20 protein-coding genes are annotated in these 18296 nt (G+C 62.1%); 14 read left to right on the forward strand and 6 right to left on the reverse strand.

The window, feature by feature from the left end:
- Positions 1 to 376 precede the first annotated feature (376 nt).
- Positions 377 to 997 (forward strand): glutathione S-transferase family protein, encoded by a 621-nt coding sequence (locus G9X67_RS17400; protein ID WP_171599300.1) that lies wholly within the window; start codon positions 377 to 379, stop codon positions 995 to 997.
- Here the strand turns inward: G9X67_RS17400 and G9X67_RS17405 are convergent.
- Both G9X67_RS17405 and G9X67_RS17410 read right to left on the reverse strand, forming a co-directional pair.
- Entirely contained in the window at positions 982 to 1347 is a 366-nt protein-coding gene (locus G9X67_RS17405) for an MmcQ/YjbR family DNA-binding protein (protein ID WP_171599301.1), read from the reverse strand. The two genes, G9X67_RS17400 and G9X67_RS17405, sit on opposite strands and share 16 nt — an antisense overlap.
- A gap of 310 nt (positions 1348 to 1657) precedes the next feature.
- Positions 1658 to 1852 carry a hypothetical protein gene (locus tag G9X67_RS17410; RefSeq protein ID WP_138328604.1) on the reverse strand — a complete coding sequence of 65 codons (195 nt, stop codon included), beginning with the start codon at positions 1850 to 1852 and terminating at the stop codon, positions 1658 to 1660.
- Between the two features lie 174 nt (positions 1853 to 2026).
- Here G9X67_RS17410 and G9X67_RS17415 point away from each other — a divergent pair, with 174 nt between their 5' ends.
- Positions 2027 to 2923: a LysR substrate-binding domain-containing protein gene (locus tag G9X67_RS17415; protein ID WP_171599302.1), complete on the forward strand. Its 897-nt coding sequence runs from the start codon at positions 2027 to 2029 to the stop codon at positions 2921 to 2923.
- Positions 2924 to 2926: 3 nt separating this feature from the next.
- On the opposite strand, the gene G9X67_RS17420 is transcribed toward G9X67_RS17415, so the two are convergent.
- Both G9X67_RS17420 and G9X67_RS17425 read right to left on the reverse strand, forming a co-directional pair.
- Positions 2927 to 3592: a glutathione S-transferase family protein gene (locus G9X67_RS17420; protein WP_171599304.1), complete on the reverse strand. Its 666-nt coding sequence runs from the start codon at positions 3590 to 3592 to the stop codon at positions 2927 to 2929.
- 493 nt (positions 3593 to 4085) lie between these two features.
- Complete coding sequence (locus G9X67_RS17425) at positions 4086 to 5453, reverse strand: TIGR03808 family TAT-translocated repetitive protein (RefSeq protein WP_171599501.1); 1368 nt, start codon at positions 5451 to 5453, stop codon at positions 4086 to 4088.
- 255 nt (positions 5454 to 5708) lie between these two features.
- Here G9X67_RS17425 and G9X67_RS17430 point away from each other — a divergent pair, with 255 nt between their 5' ends.
- Positions 5709 to 8006: an EAL domain-containing protein gene (locus G9X67_RS17430; protein WP_171599305.1), complete on the forward strand. Its 2298-nt coding sequence runs from the start codon at positions 5709 to 5711 to the stop codon at positions 8004 to 8006.
- A 3-nt stretch (positions 8007 to 8009) separates the two neighbouring features.
- Here the strand turns inward: G9X67_RS17430 and G9X67_RS17435 are convergent, their stop codons facing one another.
- On the reverse strand, positions 8010 to 8981 hold the full coding sequence (locus G9X67_RS17435; protein ID WP_171599306.1) for a glycerophosphodiester phosphodiesterase family protein: 972 nt from the start codon (positions 8979 to 8981) through the stop codon (positions 8010 to 8012).
- Positions 8982 to 9082: 101 nt separating this feature from the next.
- Between G9X67_RS17435 and G9X67_RS17440 the strand changes: the two genes are divergently transcribed.
- From G9X67_RS17440 to G9X67_RS17490, 11 genes are all read left to right on the forward strand, one after another.
- Positions 9083 to 9889, forward strand: a complete 807-nt coding sequence (locus G9X67_RS17440) for an alpha/beta hydrolase (protein ID WP_171599307.1) — start codon at positions 9083 to 9085, stop codon at positions 9887 to 9889.
- An 88-nt stretch (positions 9890 to 9977) separates the two neighbouring features.
- On the forward strand, positions 9978 to 10988 hold the full coding sequence (locus G9X67_RS17445) for a ligase-associated DNA damage response exonuclease (protein ID WP_138328598.1): 1011 nt from the start codon (positions 9978 to 9980) through the stop codon (positions 10986 to 10988).
- 51 nt (positions 10989 to 11039) lie between these two features.
- Positions 11040 to 12665, forward strand: a complete 1626-nt coding sequence (locus tag G9X67_RS17450; protein WP_138328597.1) for a cisplatin damage response ATP-dependent DNA ligase — start codon at positions 11040 to 11042, stop codon at positions 12663 to 12665.
- 179 nt (positions 12666 to 12844) lie between these two features.
- A complete protein-coding gene (locus tag G9X67_RS17455) occupies positions 12845 to 13765 on the forward strand; it encodes an alpha/beta fold hydrolase (RefSeq protein ID WP_138328596.1) in 921 nt (306 codons plus the stop codon).
- Positions 13766 to 13843: 78 nt separating this feature from the next.
- Positions 13844 to 14047 carry a hypothetical protein gene (locus G9X67_RS17460; protein WP_246705434.1) on the forward strand — a complete coding sequence of 68 codons (204 nt, stop codon included), beginning with the start codon at positions 13844 to 13846 and terminating at the stop codon, positions 14045 to 14047.
- A 91-nt stretch (positions 14048 to 14138) separates the two neighbouring features.
- On the forward strand, positions 14139 to 14945 hold the full coding sequence (locus G9X67_RS17465) for a L,D-transpeptidase (protein ID WP_171599309.1): 807 nt from the start codon (positions 14139 to 14141) through the stop codon (positions 14943 to 14945).
- 176 nt (positions 14946 to 15121) lie between these two features.
- Positions 15122 to 15856: a L,D-transpeptidase gene (locus G9X67_RS17470; RefSeq protein WP_003557650.1), complete on the forward strand. Its 735-nt coding sequence runs from the start codon at positions 15122 to 15124 to the stop codon at positions 15854 to 15856.
- A 349-nt stretch (positions 15857 to 16205) separates the two neighbouring features.
- The gene (locus G9X67_RS17475; RefSeq protein WP_003546468.1) at positions 16206 to 16415 is read left to right on the forward strand and encodes a cold-shock protein; all 210 of its coding nucleotides are present in this window, start codon (positions 16206 to 16208) and stop codon (positions 16413 to 16415) included.
- A gap of 252 nt (positions 16416 to 16667) precedes the next feature.
- Positions 16668 to 16952, forward strand: a complete 285-nt coding sequence (locus tag G9X67_RS17480; RefSeq protein WP_094086441.1) for a cold-shock protein — start codon at positions 16668 to 16670, stop codon at positions 16950 to 16952.
- A 78-nt stretch (positions 16953 to 17030) separates the two neighbouring features.
- The gene (gene rpsU, locus G9X67_RS17485) at positions 17031 to 17270 is read left to right on the forward strand and encodes a 30S ribosomal protein S21 (protein WP_003546477.1); all 240 of its coding nucleotides are present in this window, start codon (positions 17031 to 17033) and stop codon (positions 17268 to 17270) included.
- 205 nt (positions 17271 to 17475) lie between these two features.
- On the forward strand, positions 17476 to 17700 hold the full coding sequence (locus G9X67_RS17490) for a hypothetical protein (RefSeq protein WP_131624186.1): 225 nt from the start codon (positions 17476 to 17478) through the stop codon (positions 17698 to 17700).
- 55 nt (positions 17701 to 17755) lie between these two features.
- On the opposite strand, the gene G9X67_RS17495 is transcribed toward G9X67_RS17490, so the two are convergent.
- Positions 17756 to 18241, reverse strand: coding sequence for a MarR family transcriptional regulator (locus G9X67_RS17495; RefSeq protein WP_033182967.1), 486 nt, complete (start codon positions 18239 to 18241; stop codon positions 17756 to 17758).
- Positions 18242 to 18296 lie beyond the last annotated feature (55 nt).

Consider the following 18296-nt stretch of genomic DNA (forward strand, 5'->3'; position numbering starts at 1 on the left):
GAGGGGTTTGGCCTCGTCAGGCGTGAGAGCGTCGCGGCAGAGTGTATTCGCTCCTTGGCAGACAAGACAAGCTCGGGCGCAAGAGCTGCCCCTCACCCTAACCCTCTCCCCGTAAAAACGGGGCGAGGGGACGTGCCATGCGAGAGGTGAGTGGGGAGTGGAGAGGTCGCGGCATATCCCCTTCGCCCCGCCTGCGGGGAGAAGGTGGCGGCAGCCGGATGAGGGGCGAGGCACGGCACATTGGTCATCGCCCTCGCACCCCACGTACCCATCCTTGTCCTAATGGGCTCCGGAGAGGATGATCAAAACCCAATCTCCCCAGTTCCGGCGCACTGACCGCTACGCTATAACCCTTGCCGAAAGGGAGTCGAGAACCATGCTGACACTCTACTACGCGCCGGGAACCTGCGCGCTCGCAAGCCTTATTGCCCTGGAAGAATCCGGTCTGGCCTTCGAAGTCAAGAAGATCAGCCTGCGTGATGGCGAGCAGCGCTCGCCGGACTATTTGAAGATCAACCCGAAGGGCCGGGTGCCGGCACTGGTCACCGATTATGGCGTGCTGACGGAAACGCCGGCGATCCTGGCCTATATCGCCCAGAGCGCGCCGGCGGCCAAACTGGCGCCGCTCGACGATGCCTTCGAATTTGCCAGGCTCCAGTCCTTCAACAGCTATATCTGCTCGACCGTGCATGTGAACCATGCCCATCGCCCGCGCGGCTCGCGCTGGGCCGACGAGCCAGCGGCAATCGAGGCGATGAAGGCCAAGGTGCCGCAGAATATGGCCGATTGTTTCACACTGATCGAGCAGACGATGTTTGAAGGCCCATGGGTGATGGGGGAGGCCTATTCGCTCGCCGATCCCTATCTCTTCGTCATGACCGACTGGCTGCCGTCGGACGGCGTCGATCTCGCCCGCTTCGAAAAGGCGAGCGACCACCACGCCCGCATGCTGCAGCGCCCCGCCGTCCAGCGGGCGCTGGCCTACGACCGGGCCTGATCCCTAAAGCCGGCGGCAAGCTTCTTCGGCGCCTGGAACAGCCAGGCGCCGATCAGCCGCAGCCGCAATTCCTCGTCGCCGATCATGGCGGCGCGCACCGGCAGATACGGCCAGCCGACATAATGATCGGTTTGAAAATAGACGTCAGGCGCCATTTCCAGCAGGTGATCCTTGTCGTCGAGCGAAATCGAGATCACGATCGTCTCGGCGTTCTTCACCGCCACAAAACTCTTGCCGCCGACCTTCAGCGCCGGATTGCCGTAGGAAGTGCTCTCCTCGACATCAGGCAAGCCGGCTTCCGCCGCCAGCCGCTTCAGGCGTTCGAAGATCGCATCGACATCGCCGGCCATGGTTCCGCCCTTTCTGCCAGGGCGAAACCTAGAGCCTTTCCGGGTTAGATTGAAGCATTCTGTTGGCTCAAACGGAGTCGGATGGTCGACCGGCCGGCGCGCGTCGTAGCCCGGCTCTACGGCCAAGCCGGCCGGTCGATCAGCCGGCCCGTTTCAGCCAACCCGGTGGGCCGGGCATCTTTCCGCCAGGATCAAAGGCGATCGGCTCGGACGTACCAAGAGGTATGCCCGTCGCCAATCGCCTTTGCCCTGACGAAAACCTGCTCCGGCAGAATGCTTCAATCTAACCCGGAAAGGCTCTCGCATATTTTCAGGCGCATTTCGCCAGCGGCGGCTTGGCCTCCGCCTGAAAGCCGGTCTGCATCCCGAGCGGCAGATCGGCGATTTCGCGCATCGACATGCGCTCGACCTCGGGATGCCGCAGCGGATCGTCCTTCCAGGCCGGGGCAATTTCTGCGCCTCCCACCTGAAGGGCAGGTCTCAAGAAAAACTTCAGCAACGACATGGCATGCCTCGCTTTCTCAGTGGCGTAGAAGGATGATCGCAAGCGGCTGGCGCCTGCTGAGTCGTCCCATCCGCCCACACCGTGCGTTCGAATGGATTGCCTATGCTTGCAATGTCGGCCTCAACAAGCAGATTTTCAATTGAGAATAACGCTGAGGCGGTATAGAAAAACTATATGAAGAACCTGAACATGGTCCATCTCAACGGCCTGCGGGCGCTGGAAGCCGTCGGCCGTCTCGGCTCGCTGCAGGCAGCGGCCGACGAACTCGGCGTCTCGGTCGGCGCCGTCAGCCAGCAGGTCATCAAGGCCGAAGCCCAGCTTGGCCAGGTGATCTTCGAGCGCACAGCCCGGGGAATGATCGTCACCGAAGCCGCTCGGCCGGTACTCCTGGCGCTCGACGAGGGGTTTGCCCGTCTTTCGGCGGCGGTATCGATCGCCAGCCGCAAGGATGATACGATCCTGACCATATCGGTGGCGCCGGTCTTCGCCGCCCGCTGGCTGGTCTGCCGGCTCGATCGTTTCGCCGAGCGTCATCCCGACATCAAGCTGCGGCTGGATGCAACGACCAATCTCGTCAGTCCGGCGCTTTGCGATGTCGATATCGGCATCCGCGTCGGCACCGGTAAATGGCCTGACGTGAAGGCCGAATTGCTCCTGGAACAGGAGGTCTTTCCCGTCTGTTCGCCTGAGATGGCGGCGAAGTTGAAAGAACCCGCCGATATCCTCGCCCTGCCGGCCATCATCGACGGCCATGCCATGTTCACCTGGGAGGTCTGGATGCGCGAGGCCGGACTATCAGGCGCGACGCTTTCAACCCGCCACGTCTTCAACGATGCCTCGCTCTGCCTCGATGCGGCGATCGCCGGCCAGGGCGTCATGCTGGCCTGGCAGACCCTTTCCGGCTTTGCGCTCGCCGAAGGCCGGCTGGCCGCCCCCTTCGGCATTCGCGCCCGTACCGGCTTCGGCCACTACTTCGTCACCGCCGAAGGCATACGCGAGCCGAAGAAGGTCAAGGATTTCAAGGCCTGGATTCGCGAAGAGATGGCCGGCACGCTCGCGCTTTTCCAGTGATTTTCACACCTCGATCGGCTCCTTGCCGCGGGTCGCCTGCATCACCTTATAGGCCGGGCGGGACTGGCAACGCTCGATCCAGGCTTTGACATTGGGATGGGCTTGGAAAAGCTTCTCTTCGCTCTGGGCGTAGCGCAGAACTTCGGCGAGGTTGAGATCGGCGACGGTAAATCGGTCGCCGACGATCCACTGCCTTCCGGCAAGGTGGCCTTCGAGAACCGCCAACGGCTTGCGCAGCGACCGGCAGGAAACCGCGATCGTCTGTTGGCCGCCTTCGCTGTTTTCGAGCCTGTTATCATAGGTGAGCACGATCTTCACCGTAAGCGGTTCGACCTGCGACGCCGCCCAGACCGTCCACATCGTCAGCAATCCGTCTTCTTCGACGGTTTGGCCGGAAAGCGGCCCGCCATGTCTGCGCGCGAGGTAAAGATTGATGGCCAGCGACTCGTGCATGACGAGATCGCCATCCCTGATGCTGGGGATCTGCGCCATCGGGTTGACGGCGATGAAATCAGGCGAATGCGTATTGAAGGGCGCATCCGTTGCGAGCGGTTCTGCCAGCCGCCTTGCCTGCAGCACCGGCACCGAGCGGAATTCGAGCCCGAGTTCCTCCGCCATCCAGTAAACGCGAGACGCGCGCGATCGATAGACCCCGTAGATTGTCAGCATGAACGATATCCCCTCGATATGTCCAAAGACCGTAAATGCCGGATCGGGCTGCGAGAAGTCCCTGGCGCTTATGGGATGATGAAAGCTTTTGATGCGCCAAGCAATTCCGGTAAAAAAGTGCTCAGTTGTACAAACCGCGCGGCGGTTTTCACAGGCCGGAGGAGAGGTGAGTGCCTGACAAGCACCCAGTCGGGGGGCCTCTGTAGGCCGGTGCGAGTTTGGCGGAAACGCGCCCCCACCCTCCGTCATCCTCGGCCTTGTGCCGAGGATCTATGCCCGTGGCGATTGATCGATACGGTGCAGATGCTCGGCACAAGGCCGAGCATGACGGAGCAAGGGGCGGGCGAAGGAGCCACTCACGGAACGAATGCCCTTGTCAGGAATGCTATCCGCGCGCGAAACCAAGCAATGCCGCCTTCGGCATAAGCTGACTTTATGCCACAAAAACAAATAGATAGAGCATTTTCGTCTCTCGGGAAAGCAAATGCTCTCCTCAGGAGACGCGGTTCCGCTCGACAGTCAGCTGTGCATAGGGCGAGCCGCCGCCCGCCATCTCGCCGGAGGCCTTCTTTTCCCATTGGAAGCCGAGCACCGCCCCTTCGGCGGTCTCCTGGAAGATGTTGTCGGTGATGACGGCAGTGCCTGCGCCATCGGCGACCGAGACGGCGCATCCCACAGGCGCCTTGCGCACCACATTGCCTGTCACAACGACGTTGCGCAGATACGGTCCCCAGCCGATCTGCAGGCCCCAGCGCGGCGCGCCCTCGATCACATTGCCTGAAATCAGCGTATCGGCCTCGGCCGCGATGCCGATGCCGAAGCCGACCTCGTGCTGGTATGGGCCGCGCAGCGTCAGGTTGCGCACGACATTGCCGGTGACGCTCGCCAGCCGGCCGCCCTCGTCGAAATTGGCGATCGAGATGCCGTTCGCCGCCCCGTCGATCATGTTGGCGGAAACGACGGCGCCTTCGAAGGCGAATTCGACATAGATCGCCGTCTCGCCGGACCGCCGGCACTGATTGCTGCTGATCTGGATGTCCGAAGCCGAATTGGCGCGGATCGCCGTAAAGGCGCAATCGGAGATCTGGTTATTCACCACCATCACGCCGTCGGCGCGGAAGATGTTGATGCCGTTGCCGTTTTGCCCGGTGCCCCCGTCATTGGCGCGGATGTTGGAGATGCGGTTGCCGGATACGACAGTGCCGTCCTCCGCCTTCTTCCAGCGATGCACCAGGATGCCGCCATTGCCGCAATCCGAGACCGTATTGCCGGTGACCGAGAGGGTGCTGGAATCCACCGCGTAAAGCCCGGATTGGGCAGCCCCCGAGATGCGGCTGCGCTCGATCCGCCCGCCGCAGCGCTCCAGTTGCAGCCCGTGTTTGCGGCTGCCGCCGATCTCGCAATTGTCGATCAGCACCTCGTCGACGCCGGTAAATTGCAAAAGCCCGCCGGCATAGTCGCCAAGCCAGCGGTTGCCGCCGTCGATGACGAGATTGGAAAGCTCGATCCGCCGCACGTTCTCGGCCGCAAACAGATGGCCTTCGCCAGTATAGACGATCCTCGAGGCGCCCGGCACGCCAGTGATACGCGTATTGTCGGGCAAAGTGAGATTGGAGACCCGGTAGGTGCCGGGCGGCAGGAAGACCGGCACGTTCTCGCGCGCCGCTTGTTCGATCATCTGCTGCAGGTTGCGGGTCTTGCGATCGCCGCTGTCGGGAATGGCGCGATAGTCCACCGCGTCGATCGCCCCGCGCAGATAGGGCTGAGCGGCCGCCGTCAGCGGCGAGGCAAGTGCGCGCGATGCCCCTCCCGCAACGGCCGAGGCGGCAAGAAAGAAAAGCATGTCGCGGCGTGAGGGCATCCGGGGATCACTTGTCATAACGCGCCCGTAGCAGGAAACGTGCCAAACCCGCATGAATTGTTTTGGCACAAGCTTGGCAAAGGCCGGCGAAATTGCCGTTATGGCCGAGCGCGACGGCAGGATATCGCCGCTTATATTGTCGTCTTGTTCACCCTTTCATTTAAGCAAGCCGAAGGAAATGAGGACTACTTTGAAGGGAATTTCAATGATGACGATTGCGGGATACGGCCTTCGGCCGGCGGGGAGAATGGCGTCATGCACGAATTGGGTGCCAGGCGATGGGAATCGACCGATGCCCTGACGGCCGAAACGCGACGCATCGTCGCCGCGACGGAGGCAATGATGGCATCGACCGCTCATCATCTTTCCGAGGGTATCGAGAACCTGCGCCTTAAGGCGATCGTCCATGAACTTCCGGATTTCCTCTACGTCAAGGATCGTGACAGCCGCTTCGTCTTCGCCAATGCCGTCACCGCCAGCAGCCTTGGCCTGGAGAGTGCCGCGCTGATCACCGGCAAGCGCGATTTCGACCTGTTCGATTTCGAGACGGCGTGCCGTCATTTCGACATCGAGCAGCAGATCATGGCGACGGGCGAAGCCCGCATCGACATGGAGGAATCCTACACCCTTCCAGGCGCCCGCAAGCCGATATGCCGGCTGACCTCGAAGATACCGCTGCGCAACGATCGCGGCGAGATCGTCGGCCTGATCGGTGTTTCCCGTGACATCACCGAACGCAAGCGCCAGGAGGATCTGCATCGCGGCCAGGCGAGCCTGCTGGAAATGATCGCCCGCAACGAGCCGTTGCCGATGATCCTCGAGGCGCTCGTGCTGATGATCGAGGCGCAGCTGGATGGGATTGACGGATCGGTGCTGCTGCTCGACAGCGAGGGCACCAGGCTCTATCACGGCGCCTCTCCCAATTTGCCCGGCGGCTATAGCCGCCTGATCGATGGCGTCACGATCGGTCCCAAGGTCGGCTCCTGCGGTACCGCCGCCTGGCGCGGCCAGACGGTGATCGTCGAGGATGTGATGAGCGATCCGCTCTGGGAGGATTTTCGCGCGTTGATCGCCCCGTTCGGCTTCCGCTCCTGCTGGTCGACGCCGATTGCCACATCGCAGAACAATGTGCTCGGGACGTTCGCGCTCTATTCCAGGGAAGTCCGCCGTCCCACCGAGCACGAGATGACGCTGGTGGCGCTCGCCACCCATATCGCCGGCATTGCCATCGAGCGCAAGCGTGTCGACGATCGCATTCATTTCATGGCCCATCATGACGATCTGACGGGCCTGCCGAACCGCGCCTTCCTCAAGGAGCGGCTGGCGAGTATCCTCGACCAGGCCCGGCGCAACAACCGCAAGGTGACTGTCGCCTATATCGATCTCGACAATTTCAAGGACATCAATGACGGTCGCGGCCACGCCGCCGGCGACGAGGTGCTGAAAGAGATCGCCGCCCGCATGGCCAATAGTGTCAGGGCGTCGGATATGGTGGTGCGTCTCGGCGGCGACGAATTCCTGGTCGTGCTCGTCCACCAGTCGAGCCACGATGCCGGCATCATGCGCCGCCTTCGCGATCTGCAGAAGGCTATCAACCGGCCGATCCGCGGCGCCGACGGCGAGATCACCGTCACCTCGAGCATCGGCGTTGCCGCCTTCCCCTTCGATGGCGTAACCTCACAAGAGCTTCTCGCCAATGCCGACCGCGCCATGTACCGCGCCAAGGAACTCGGCCGCAACACATTGCAACATCACGATGGCGGCAGCACGCCTGTGGGAATGCCGCTCGGCGAGCACGAGGAATTGCACCAGGCGATCACCGGCGACCAGCTGTTCCTGCAATACCAGCCGCAGGTCGATGTTGCCACCGGCCGCATCACCGGGCTCGAGGCGCTGGTCCGCTGGAACCATCCGGCCAAGGGCAGGGTGCCGCCGGTCAATTTCATTCCGCTCGCCGAAGAGACCGGCCTCATCGTTCCCCTCGGTCTCTGGGTGCTGAACGAGGCCTGCCGCCAGGCGCGTCATTGGCAGGATATGGGCCTGCCGCCGCTGACGATCGCCGTCAACGTCTCCGCCAAACAGTTCGCCGATCCGGATTTTGCAACCCATGTCACCGAAGCGCTCGAGCGCCACCGCCTGCAGTCGCGCTGGCTGGAATTGGAGGTCACCGAAAGCGTGGTGATGCACGATGCCGAACGCGCGCTCGCCATGATGGAATCGCTGCGGGCGCTGGGCGTTCGCCTGGCGATCGACGATTTCGGCTCAGGTTATTCCAGCCTTGCGGCGCTGAAGACCTTTCCCTTCGACCGGTTGAAGATGGACCGTTCGCTGGTCGAGGCCCTGCCGGGCGACAAGACCGCCGTCGCCATCGCCTCGGCCGTCATTTCGCTGGCGCAGACGCTGAAGCTTTCGGTGCTGGCAGAAGGCGTCGAAACCGACGCCCAGATGGATTTCCTGCGCCAGGCGCGTTGCGAAGAGGCGCAAGGCTACCGCTTCTCCAAGCCCGTTTCCCCGGAGGAGATCCCGGCATTGCTGCGAGCGCGGAGCCTCTGAGCTCTATTTCGCAAGCTTGCCGATCGCCTCGACCTCGTTCGTCCATATGCCCGCCGCATAGTTTGGCGGCAGCCGCGCCAGTTGCGAGGGGTCGTCGATGCCGGTGGAAAAATCGCTGCCGCGATAGGGGCCGAGCACGAAGACCTCGGTCCCGGCATCCTGCATCCGGTTGAGAAAACGGTCGGGCCAGCCCCAAAGCCACGGCGCGATATTGATCGGCACCAGCATCATCGCCTGTTTGCATTCGTCCGGCAGCAGGCCGGTCCAGCCATAGCCGATATAGCCGGTGAGGCAGCCCTTCAGGCTCTTGCGCGAGGCGGTCTTGATATCAGGTGCCATCAGGCGGAGCACGTCGATCGGCTCGTCGCCGCCATAAACGATGATCTCGGCCCGTCGCTCAGTGGAGAGCCCATTGAGCACGGCGGCGAGCTTTTCACCCTCGGAAGGATCGCGGCTCTTGATGTTGATGAGGAAGCGCCGATCCGGAAAGGTGGACAGCACCTCGGCAAGCGTCGGCATCATGCCGATGCCCCGGCCGCGAAAGGGAAAGGTCTTGCCGCCATCGGCGGTATAGCCATAGCCGATGTCGAGCTTCCTCATGTCAGCCATCGAATGCTCGCGCGTGACGCCGTGCCCGTCGGTGCGGCAGTCAAGCGTCCAGTCGTGAAAGACGGCGAATTGCCCATCCGTCGTCGGATGCACGTCGATCTCGACGATATCGGCGCCGGCCACAAAGCCCGCCTGCATCGACGGAAGTGTGTTTTCCAGATAATCGTGTTTCGGCGGCAGCATGCGGCTCGCCGTGCAGGTGTCGTTCTTGAGATCGGTTTCGTCGAACCGCTGGGCGATGCCGCGATGGGCAAGCAGCACCGGCTTTCCCGGCCGATGTTCGGCGAGCAGGCTGGTATTGTTGAGGTAGATGCCGGCCGCGGCGATCGCGATTGCCGCCGCACAATAGAAAAACTTCCTGCCCAATGCCGATCCCCCTGGTTGCATCGCAAGAGCTAAGAAGCGATTCTGGTTGTTCTTGGGCTGTTTTCCGGCTTTTCTATGCTGCGGCAACAATGAGTCTCACTATGGAAGTTGACGACGACGAACTCATCCATTTCGAAGCGCATGGCGCCGCCCCGTTGCCGCCGGCGGCAGTCGACGGTCATGTCGCGCATGACGGCGCCCGCATCTGGTATGCGAGCTACGGTTCTGGCCCTCCCGTCATTCTGCTCCATGGCGGCCTCGGCCACAGCGGCAACTGGGGCCATCAGGTCCTGGCACTGTTGCGCAGCGGCCGCCGCGTCGTGTTGATCGACAGCCGCGGCCATGGAAGAAGCACCCGCGATTCCCGTCCTTATAGCTATGAGCTGATGGCTTCAGATGTGCTTGCCGTCATGGACCAACTGCATCTCGACAAGGCGGCCATCATCGGCTGGAGCGACGGCGCCTGCATCGCTTTGATCCTCGCCATGACGGCGCCCTCACGTGTCGAGGGGGTCTTCTTCTTCGCCTGCAACATGGATCCGAGCGGCACGCTGGAATTCGTCCCGACCCCGGTCATCGACCGATGCTTCAGCCGTCATGCCCAGGATTATGCGGCGCTTTCCACCACGCCGGATGATTTTAATCCATTCGTCGAAGCGATCAGCCTGATGATGCGGACGGAGCCGAACTATCAGGCCGCCGACTTGGGCCTGATCCACGTGCCGGTCGCGATCGTCCTCGCCGAGCACGACGAATTCATCAAGCCAGACCATGCCGAATATCTTGCCCGCAGCATTCCGAACGCTGAGATGATCTATCTCAACGGTGTCAGCCATTTCGCGCCGCTGCAGCGGCCGTCGCAATTTAGTGCCGCTGTCGAATCCTTCCTCGATGGAATAGGGTCGTGACGATCGCCGGCGTTGAGCCACGGCGCATTCGCCAGTCCCTTCTTCCCGCCCTCTGGCCTCGCGCCCATTTCCCGCTATCTCTCGTTTCATGAGACCTGATGCGCTGCTTTATCCTGCCCCGGAGGGGCTCTATTGCCCGGAAGGCGGCTTTTATGTTGATCCGGTGCGGCCCGTCGAGCAGGCGCTCGTCACCCATGGCCATTCGGATCATGCCCGGCCGGGCCATGTAAACGTGCTTGCCACCCGCCAGACGCTGGACATCATGCGCCTGCGTTACGGCGACGGTTTCTGCGCCAGCGAGCAGGCGGCAGCCTTCGGTGAGGAACTGCTGGTCAACGGCGTCAAGGTGAGCTTTCACCCGGCCGGCCATGTGCTCGGCTCTGCCCAGATTGCCATCGAGAAGAACGGCACCCGCATCGTCGTCTCCGGCGACTACAAACGTCGCCCCGATCCGACCTGCGCCGCCTATGTGCCGGTTGCCTGCGATGTTTTCATCACCGAGGCGACCTTCGGCCTGCCGGTCTTCCATCACCCCGATCCGATGGACGAGATCGGCAAGCTCTTGGCATCGCTGCGCCAATTTCCCGAGCGCACCCATCTCGTCGGCGCCTATGCGCTCGGCAAGGCCCAGCGCGTCATCCGGCTGCTGCGCGATGCCGGTTATGCCGAACCGATCTATATCCACGGCGCCATGGAAAAACTCTGCGACTATTATATCGAGCAGGGCATCGATCTCGGCGAACTGCTGCCGGCGACGATCGAAAGCCGCGACAAGTCCGCCTTCAAAGGGGCCGTCGTCATCGGCCCGTCATCGGCCTTCGCCGATCGCTGGGCCCGGCGCTTCAGCGAGCCGCTGCCGGCCTTCGCCTCCGGCTGGATGATGGTGCGCCAGCGCGCCAAACAGCACGGCGTCGAACTGCCCCTCGTCATCTCCGATCATTGCGACTGGCCGGAACTGACCGAAACGATCCGGGAATTGCACCCGGCCGAGGTCTGGGTGACGCATGGCCGCGAGGAGGCCCTGGTGCGCTGGTGCCAATTGCAGGGCATCAAGGCGAAGCCGCTGCATCTGGTGGGTTATGAGGACGAGGGGGATTGAGAAGATGAGCAATATCCCGCGTCAAAACCCCTCCGAAGTCGCGAGGCACCCATGAAAGCCTTCGCCGACCTGCTCGACCGCTTGGTGCTGACCCCCAGCCGCAACGGCAAGCTGAAGCTGCTCACCGATTATTTCCGCGACACGCCCGATCCTGATCGCGGCTACGGCCTTGCCGCCATCGCCGGCACGCTGGAGGTGCGCAACGTCAAGCCCGCCATGTTGCGCGAGCTGGTGCTGGAGCGCATGGACGAGGTGCTGTTTCGCTATTCCTACGATTATGTCGGCGATCTTGCCGAAACCATCTCGCTCGTCTGGGACAATGAGAGGGATATCGACCGCTCGGCACTTGCCCAGCCGCGTCTCGGCGAGGTCGTCACCGGCATGAACGCGCTCGGCCGCACCGAAGTGCGCAGCTACGTCCGCGATCTTCTCGACCGGCTGGATTCGTCCGGCCGTTTCGCCTTCATCAAGCTTGCCACCGGCGCCATGCGCATCGGCGTTTCCGCCCGCCTTGCCAAGCAGGCGCTCGCCGATCTCGGCGACAAGGATGTCACCGAGATCGAAACCCTCTGGCATGGTCTGCAGCCGCCTTATGAGACGCTGTTCGAATGGCTGGCGGGCGGCGGCGAAAAGCCGGTGCTGGCCACACCGGCGATCTTCCATTCCGTCATGCTCGCCAATGCGGTAGAGGAGGGCGATCTGACCAGCCTCGATCCGGTGAATTACGCCGCCGAATGGAAATGGGACGGCATCCGCGTCCAGCTCTCCCGCTCCGGCGACAGGCGCAAGATCTATTCCCGCTCCGGCGACGACATTTCAGGCGCCTTTCCCGATATTCTCGACGCGATCAATTTTTCCGGCGTCGTCGATGGCGAGCTGCTGGTCGGCGGCACTGCCCGCTCGAACAGCCCGACGCGCACCTTCTCCGACCTGCAGCAGCGCCTGAACCGCAAGACGGTAACGGCAAAGATGCTTGGTGATTACCCCGCCTTCATCCGCACCTATGACCTGCTCTTCGATGGCGACGACGATGTTCGCGGGCGCACCTATGTCGATCGCCGCGACCGGCTGACCGAGATCATCGACCGCGCCCCGCACGACCGTTTCGACCTCTCGCCGCTGGTGCCGTTCTCGTCGTGGGAAGAGCTCGATACTCTGCGCGCCGCCCCGCCCGATCCGGTCATCGAAGGCGTGATGATCAAGCGCCGCGACAGCGTCTACCAGGCCGGCCGCATGAAGGGGCCTTGGTTCAAGTGGAAGCGCAACCCCTATAATGTCGATGCGGTCCTGATGTATGCCCAGCGCGGCCACGGCAAGCGCTCCAGCTACTATTCCGATTTCACCTTCGGCGTCTGGGCCGATGACGAGGACGGCGAACAGCTGGTGCCCGTCGGCAAGGCCTATTTCGGCTTCACCGATGCCGAGCTCGAGGTGCTCGACAAATTCGTGCGCAACAATACCACCGAGCGTTTCGGCCCGGTACGCGCCGTGCGCGCCGACAAGGATTTCGGCTTCGTCGTCGAAGTGGCCTTCGAGGGCATCAACCGTTCGACCCGGCACAAATCAGGCGTCGCCATGCGCTTTCCCCGCATCGCCCGCCTTCGCCCCGACAAGCCCTCCTACGAGGCCGACCGGCTGCGTACGCTGATCGCCATGATCGAGGCCAAGCCGGCGTGAAGTTGCATACCCTGCGCAACAATGACGCAGGGCAATATTTTCAACAGCATGTGTATTGGCGGCAACGATCTTCCGGTGCAGATTTTCCCGAGCATGGTGCCGAAAAGTGTAAGCGATTTTCGGACGACATCATGCTCTGTTTAATTTGGACTGGCCGGGGAAATGATGGATGCTGCGTTATGAGCTCGCGTGAACGAAATTCCCTTTTCCTCCAGCGCCGTGCCGTGCTGGCGGGTCTCGCCGGTGCACTTATCCTGCCGCGCATGGCGGCCGCGTTCGATGTCCCGGACGAGCCACGCCTTGCCAAGCACGACTACGCCAAGGTCCGCCACCATTTCCGCACCAAGCTGCTGCAGAAGGGGCCGGCGCCCGACAAATACGAACCGCTGAATGCGCCTGCCGATGCCGACAAGATCTTCTACCGCTCCGGTTACGGCGAGCTGGAGCTGGCGGCCTGGGTCTCGAAATACAAGCGCGAGCGCGCCGCCAGGCCGGCCGTGCTCTTCCTGCACGGCGGCAATGCCATGGGCATCGGCCACTGGCAGCTGATGAAGCCCTATATGGATGCCGGTTATGTCGTGATGATGCCGTCGTTGCGTGGCGAAAACGGCCAGATGGGCAATTTCTCCGGCTTCTACGACGAGGTCGACGACGTTCTCGCCGCCACCGAGCGCCTGGCGCATCTGCCGGGTGTCGATCCCGAGCGCCTCTTCATCGCCGGCCATAGCATCGGCGGCACGCTGACCATGCTGACGGCGATGACCACCCACAAATTCCGCGCCGCCGCGCCGATTTCAGGCAACCCCGATGCCTTCCGCTTCTTCAACCGCTATCCCCAGGACATCCGTTTCGACGATAGCAACGCGCATGAATTCGAGGTGCGTTCGGCGCTGTGTTACGCCCACAGCTTCAAATGCCCGGTCCGTGTCGTCCACGGCACCGAGGAGCCGCATTTCAACGACCGCGCCGATCTGCTGGCCCGCCGCGCCCGCGGCGCCGGCGTTCATATCGAAACGGAAACCGTCGCCGGCAATCACACCTCGGCGCTGCCGGCCGAGATCGAACAGAGCATCCGCTTCTTTCACGGAGTGGCGGCCTGAATTCCAGCCGCTTCAAATGAGGGCCATTAGCCCTATATTGCTGGAATGACGACGAACGCTAAGAGCATGCCAGAGAGCATGATTGTGCCGAACGACTTCCCCGAGCTGAAATCGCTCGCCTGGAATCGCGATCCCGTGCGCGCCATGCCCGCCGGCGAGGCCTTCGCGCTTTATGAGGGCAACTGGCGTTTCGTCGATCCTGGCAAGCTGACCGAGCGGGAGACGCAGCTGATCCGCGATCTGGCCGCCGCCTATGGCAATGGCGTCCTGCTCGTTTCCTGATTTTCCACGCCAACGCCAGCCTCGCGCCAGCCGCGAATGCCATCGTTCCGGCAGATATCGCTGTCTGCCGATCGTTGATAAGGGTGGTTCCATGAATTTTCTGCGCCGGGTCTTCCCGCTTGCCGGGCTCGTGATTGCGGTTGCGTCGCTGAGCGGCTGCAACATCCTCATTCCCGATGTCGCCGCCGATTCGCCCGCCCGCTTCGTCCAGGAAACCTCGCCGGTCTTCTATCAGCCGCCCGGCGTGGATCCGCGCCGGGTGCGGCCGATCCCCGATCAGCCGGTGCCGCAGACGCGCGAGCTCTACAGGACCCAGTTCCACCAGACCTATGGCCTGCCGGTCACCAACCCCGTGCACATGGCGATGTACGGACAGCAGCGTGACGAGGATTTCACCCTACCGGCGATCCCGGTCAGCCGCGTGCAGCCGCAGTTCTTGCGCCAGGAGGTCGATTATCAGACGACCGAGCGTCCCGGCACCGTGATCATCGATACCAAGGCGCATTTCCTCTATTTCGTCGAGGGCAACGGCAAGGCGATGCGCTACGGCGTCGGCCTCGGCCGCGACGGTTACGCCTGGTCCGGCCGGGGCGTCATCCAGTGGAAGCAGAAATGGCCGCGCTGGACGCCGTCGGTCGAAATGGTCTCGCGCCAGCCTGAAGTCCGCCCGTTCGGAGCGGAGAATGGAGGCATGAATCCAGGGCTGATGAACCCGCTCGGCGCCCGCGCCATGTATATATTCAAGGACGGGCAGGATACTCTCTATCGCATCCACGGCACACCCGACTGGCAGTCGGTCGGCAAGGCCACCTCGTCGGGCTGCGTGCGCATGCTGAACCAGGACGTCATCGATCTTTACGACCGCGTTTCTGCCAAGGCCGAGATCGTTGTGATGTAGCGCTGCAACAGCGCTTCCCATATCGTCCGCTCCAGGCTGGACACGTCTGCGTGAAGCTATGGTTTATTTGGCGCAAGCCGATAGATCTCTTGATGTTGTTATCGGCATTGGACGAATCACCGGTTTAACCGGCTTCTCGTCCGGCTTCCCGCATCAGAGGAAATCAGTCCCGCGTCATGAGCTTCGATAGACATCTTTCCCGCCGCAGCTTTCTTTCCTTTTCGGCGTTGACCGCAGCCTCCGCGCTCGCCGGCTGCGCCTCCTCAGCCAACACCGTGACATCAGGCGATACGACGATCACTTACCGTTCGCCCATGCGCCTGTTCCAGTCCCCGGGTGCGTCGAGCGTGCCGAGTGGGGCCGAGCTTGCCGTCATGTATGGCCCCATCGAAGACGGCGGCTTTCTCATTCCAGCCGTTCCCTACGAGCAGATCGATCCGCGCTATTATCGCCAGCGCGTCGTCGATCCCACCGGTCAGCCTCCCGGCACCATTGTCGTCGATACGCCGTCGCGCTTCCTCTATCTCGTCCAGGGTGACGGCATGGCGATGCGCTACGGCGTCGGCATCGGCCGCGAGGGTTTCGCCTGGCAGGGGTCGGGCGTCATCCAGTGGCGTCAGAGATGGCCGCGCTGGAAGCCGCCGAACGAGATGGTCGCCCGCCAGCCCGAACTCGTCAAATATTCGATCGAGAACGGCGGCATGGAGCCGGGTCTGAAGAACCCGCTCGGCGCCCGCGCGCTCTATATCTTCTCGAATGGAGAGGACACGCTCTACCGCCTGCACGGAAATCCCGATTGGCGCTCGATCGGCAAGGCCGTCTCGTCAGGCTGCGTGCGGCTGATGAACCAGGATATCATCGATCTCTACGACCGCGTTCCCACCAAGGCGCCCATCGTCGTCTGGCAGTAATCGTCATCGAGGCGGCCGCAATCCGGCCGCCTCGGATCGATCGCTTTTCCCAGGCAAGCTGGCGCTTTGCCTCGGGCAAGCGGTTGCTTTGCCCCGGGCGAGCGAGTGCTTTGCCCCGGGGAAAAGGGTGCTTTGCCCCTGGGGCAAGAGCTTCATTTTGTGCCCGCGAGAGAATTATTTTCCGAAATACCATTGCTTAATTCGGTAAATATCCTACATGGTGCGTATCGAATTGCTTGCGACCTTTGTCCACGCGCTTGAGCGCTCCGTCAGATATCCTCTCAACATCGATACGGCTTGTCGGATATCTTTCCGCAGGCGAACACAAACGGTTGAAAAGGAGATCGTTATGAATTCAGGCGTCGTAAAGTGGTTCAATGGCACCAAGGGTTTTGGCTTCATTCAGCCTGATGATGGTTCTACGGACGTTTTTGTCCATATCTCAGCGGTTGAACGCGCCGGAATGCGCGAACTCGTTGAAGGTCAGAAGATCCGCTACGATCTCGTCCGCGACAAGAAGTCCGGCAAGAATTCGGCCGACAACCTTCAGGCCGCATGATTTGTCATTCGCCTCTGCTGACCATGAATATGGCAGCGGGCTGGCCATGTGCTGGCAGCAAGCTGACCACGGATGTACTGGCAGCGAGCTACCGATACCGGCGGCGGGCTGAGTGACTGGAAGAGGTCGGGTACCAGCCCGGCCTTTTTGCTTTGATCGCAGGCTTTTCCGGAATGCCCCGGTCGGTCCTGAATGACCCCCGGTCGTTCTGATTGACCGATTGAGCAGCCGAAGAGTCGAAGGGACGCTGAAATGGGCAGACCAAACTATAAAGTCGGCGACATGATCGTGCTGAAATCCGGCCTCACCCGCACGGCGAAAGCCGACAAGCGGTGCCGGATCTCCAGCATCCTGCCCAACGACCACGGGCATGTGCAATATCGCGTCCAGTTCGACGCGGAGAATTTCGAGCGCCGCATCACTGAGGCCGACATCGATACCGGTGAATCGCCGTCGAGGGCTTCCCCCGAGGCGGTGGCCAAGTCCGACGGCGCCGAGCCCTGGCTGAAGTTTTCGAGCATCAAAATCGGGAAGTAGTTCCGGGTTTTTTATTTTGGCCCGGGTTTTTAATTTTGGACAGTGCGGCTTCGCCGCCGCAACAGGAAGGATATCGTTTTGCAGGTACTCGTCAGAGATAACAATGTCGATCAGGCGCTCCGCGTGCTCAAGAAAAAGATGCAGCGGGAAGGTCTGTTCCGGGAAATGAAGGCTCGCAGCGCCTTTGAAAAGCCGTCCGAGAAGCGCGCCCGCGAAAAGGCCGAGGCCATTCGCCGCCAGCGCAAGCTCGCTCGCAAGAAGCTGCAGCGCGAAGGTCTGCTGCCGGCACCGAAGAAGGTTCTCCGTCCCACCCGCTAATCCCGGGCGTGGCATCACGGCCTACCGTGGAATCACGGTTCAGCCGTGAATCATGGTTTCTGCCGTGGAGCCATGGCTTACAGCGCCGCGCGCCTATTCCAGACGCGCAGGGGGCTGTAACACTTGTATTTCAGCATAATTCCTTGAACCGATTTCGATTTGAGGAACTATGCGGTAACGCCGCCATCACCTGGGAAAGGGGCACATGACCGCCACCAAGGGAGAATTCTTCAATCCCGCCAAGCTTTCGTCTCGCGACAAGGCGGAAGCGACCGATCACACGGCGCGCGCCATTATCGCCGCCGAGGCAACGGCCCGTGACAAGAAGACGGAGAAGCTGAAGGCGCTGCGTTTGCAGCAGGAGGCCGAGGCCGAACCTAAGGCGGCGCCTGCAAAGAAGCGTCGGTCGCCGGCTAAGCCGCGGGCCTGATCTCTCGGCGCGCCCGCCGGCTCTACGGGGTGCCGGCTCTACCGGGTGAATGCGTTCAGCCGCCCGTGCCGGCCCGCCCGAGATTGCCCCGCAGCCGATGCAGCATGTCGCGCATCTCGGCCATTTCCTCAAGCGTGCAGCCTGCGGCTTGCCCGATCGCCGTCATGATCGTATCGATCTCCCCCTTCATTGCCTGACCTTGCGGGGTCAGCGACACGATCACCTGCCGTTCGTCGCGCAGGTCGCGGATGCGCTTGAGCAGCCCGCTCTGTTCGAGCCGTTTCAACAGCGGCGATAGCGTGCCGGAATCGAGATCCAGCTGCTCGCCGATCGTCTTGACCGGCAGTTCGCCGCGTTCCCACAGCACCAGCATCACCAGATATTGCGGATAGGTCAGGCCGACCCTGTCGAGGATCGGCTTGTAGGCGCGGGTGAAAGCATGCGCCGTCGCGTAGACCGCGAAGCACAACTGCTTTTCCAGCCGCTTCTCCTCTTGCGGTATCTCCATCGTCTTCGTCGTTTGCGCTTTCATATCTATTATCCCTGAAGCCCGATTGTCCTCTTTTCGAATCCGAAATGCAATTTGCAAAATTCAC

Source organism: Rhizobium sp. WYCCWR 11152 (genome assembly GCF_013087615.1).
GTDB lineage: Bacteria > Pseudomonadota > Alphaproteobacteria > Rhizobiales > Rhizobiaceae > Rhizobium > Rhizobium indicum.

Bases quoted from the DNA above. Each gene is read 5' to 3' on its own strand.
- G9X67_RS17400 (WP_171599300.1), top strand. From the start codon at position 377: ATGCTGACACTCTACTACGCGCCGGGAACCTGCGCGCTCGCAAGCCTT.
- G9X67_RS17405 (WP_171599301.1), bottom strand. From the start codon at position 1,347: ATGGCCGGCGATGTCGATGCGATCTTCGAACGCCTGAAGCGGCTGGCG.
- G9X67_RS17410 (WP_138328604.1), bottom strand. From the start codon at position 1,852: ATGTCGTTGCTGAAGTTTTTCTTGAGACCTGCCCTTCAGGTGGGAGGC.
- G9X67_RS17415 (WP_171599302.1), top strand. From the start codon at position 2,027: ATGAAGAACCTGAACATGGTCCATCTCAACGGCCTGCGGGCGCTGGAA.
- G9X67_RS17420 (WP_171599304.1), bottom strand. From the start codon at position 3,592: ATGCTGACAATCTACGGGGTCTATCGATCGCGCGCGTCTCGCGTTTAC.
- G9X67_RS17425 (WP_171599501.1), bottom strand. From the start codon at position 5,453: ATGCCCTCACGCCGCGACATGCTTTTCTTTCTTGCCGCCTCGGCCGTT.
- G9X67_RS17430 (WP_171599305.1), top strand. From the start codon at position 5,709: ATGCACGAATTGGGTGCCAGGCGATGGGAATCGACCGATGCCCTGACG.
- G9X67_RS17440 (WP_171599307.1), top strand. From the start codon at position 9,083: ATGGAAGTTGACGACGACGAACTCATCCATTTCGAAGCGCATGGCGCC.
- G9X67_RS17445 (WP_138328598.1), top strand. From the start codon at position 9,978: ATGAGACCTGATGCGCTGCTTTATCCTGCCCCGGAGGGGCTCTATTGC.
- G9X67_RS17450 (WP_138328597.1), top strand. From the start codon at position 11,040: ATGAAAGCCTTCGCCGACCTGCTCGACCGCTTGGTGCTGACCCCCAGC.
- G9X67_RS17455 (WP_138328596.1), top strand. From the start codon at position 12,845: ATGAGCTCGCGTGAACGAAATTCCCTTTTCCTCCAGCGCCGTGCCGTG.
- G9X67_RS17460 (WP_246705434.1), top strand. From the start codon at position 13,844: ATGATTGTGCCGAACGACTTCCCCGAGCTGAAATCGCTCGCCTGGAAT.
- G9X67_RS17465 (WP_171599309.1), top strand. From the start codon at position 14,139: ATGAATTTTCTGCGCCGGGTCTTCCCGCTTGCCGGGCTCGTGATTGCG.
- G9X67_RS17470 (WP_003557650.1), top strand. From the start codon at position 15,122: ATGAGCTTCGATAGACATCTTTCCCGCCGCAGCTTTCTTTCCTTTTCG.
- G9X67_RS17475 (WP_003546468.1), top strand. From the start codon at position 16,206: ATGAATTCAGGCGTCGTAAAGTGGTTCAATGGCACCAAGGGTTTTGGC.
- G9X67_RS17480 (WP_094086441.1), top strand. From the start codon at position 16,668: ATGGGCAGACCAAACTATAAAGTCGGCGACATGATCGTGCTGAAATCC.
- G9X67_RS17490 (WP_131624186.1), top strand. From the start codon at position 17,476: ATGACCGCCACCAAGGGAGAATTCTTCAATCCCGCCAAGCTTTCGTCT.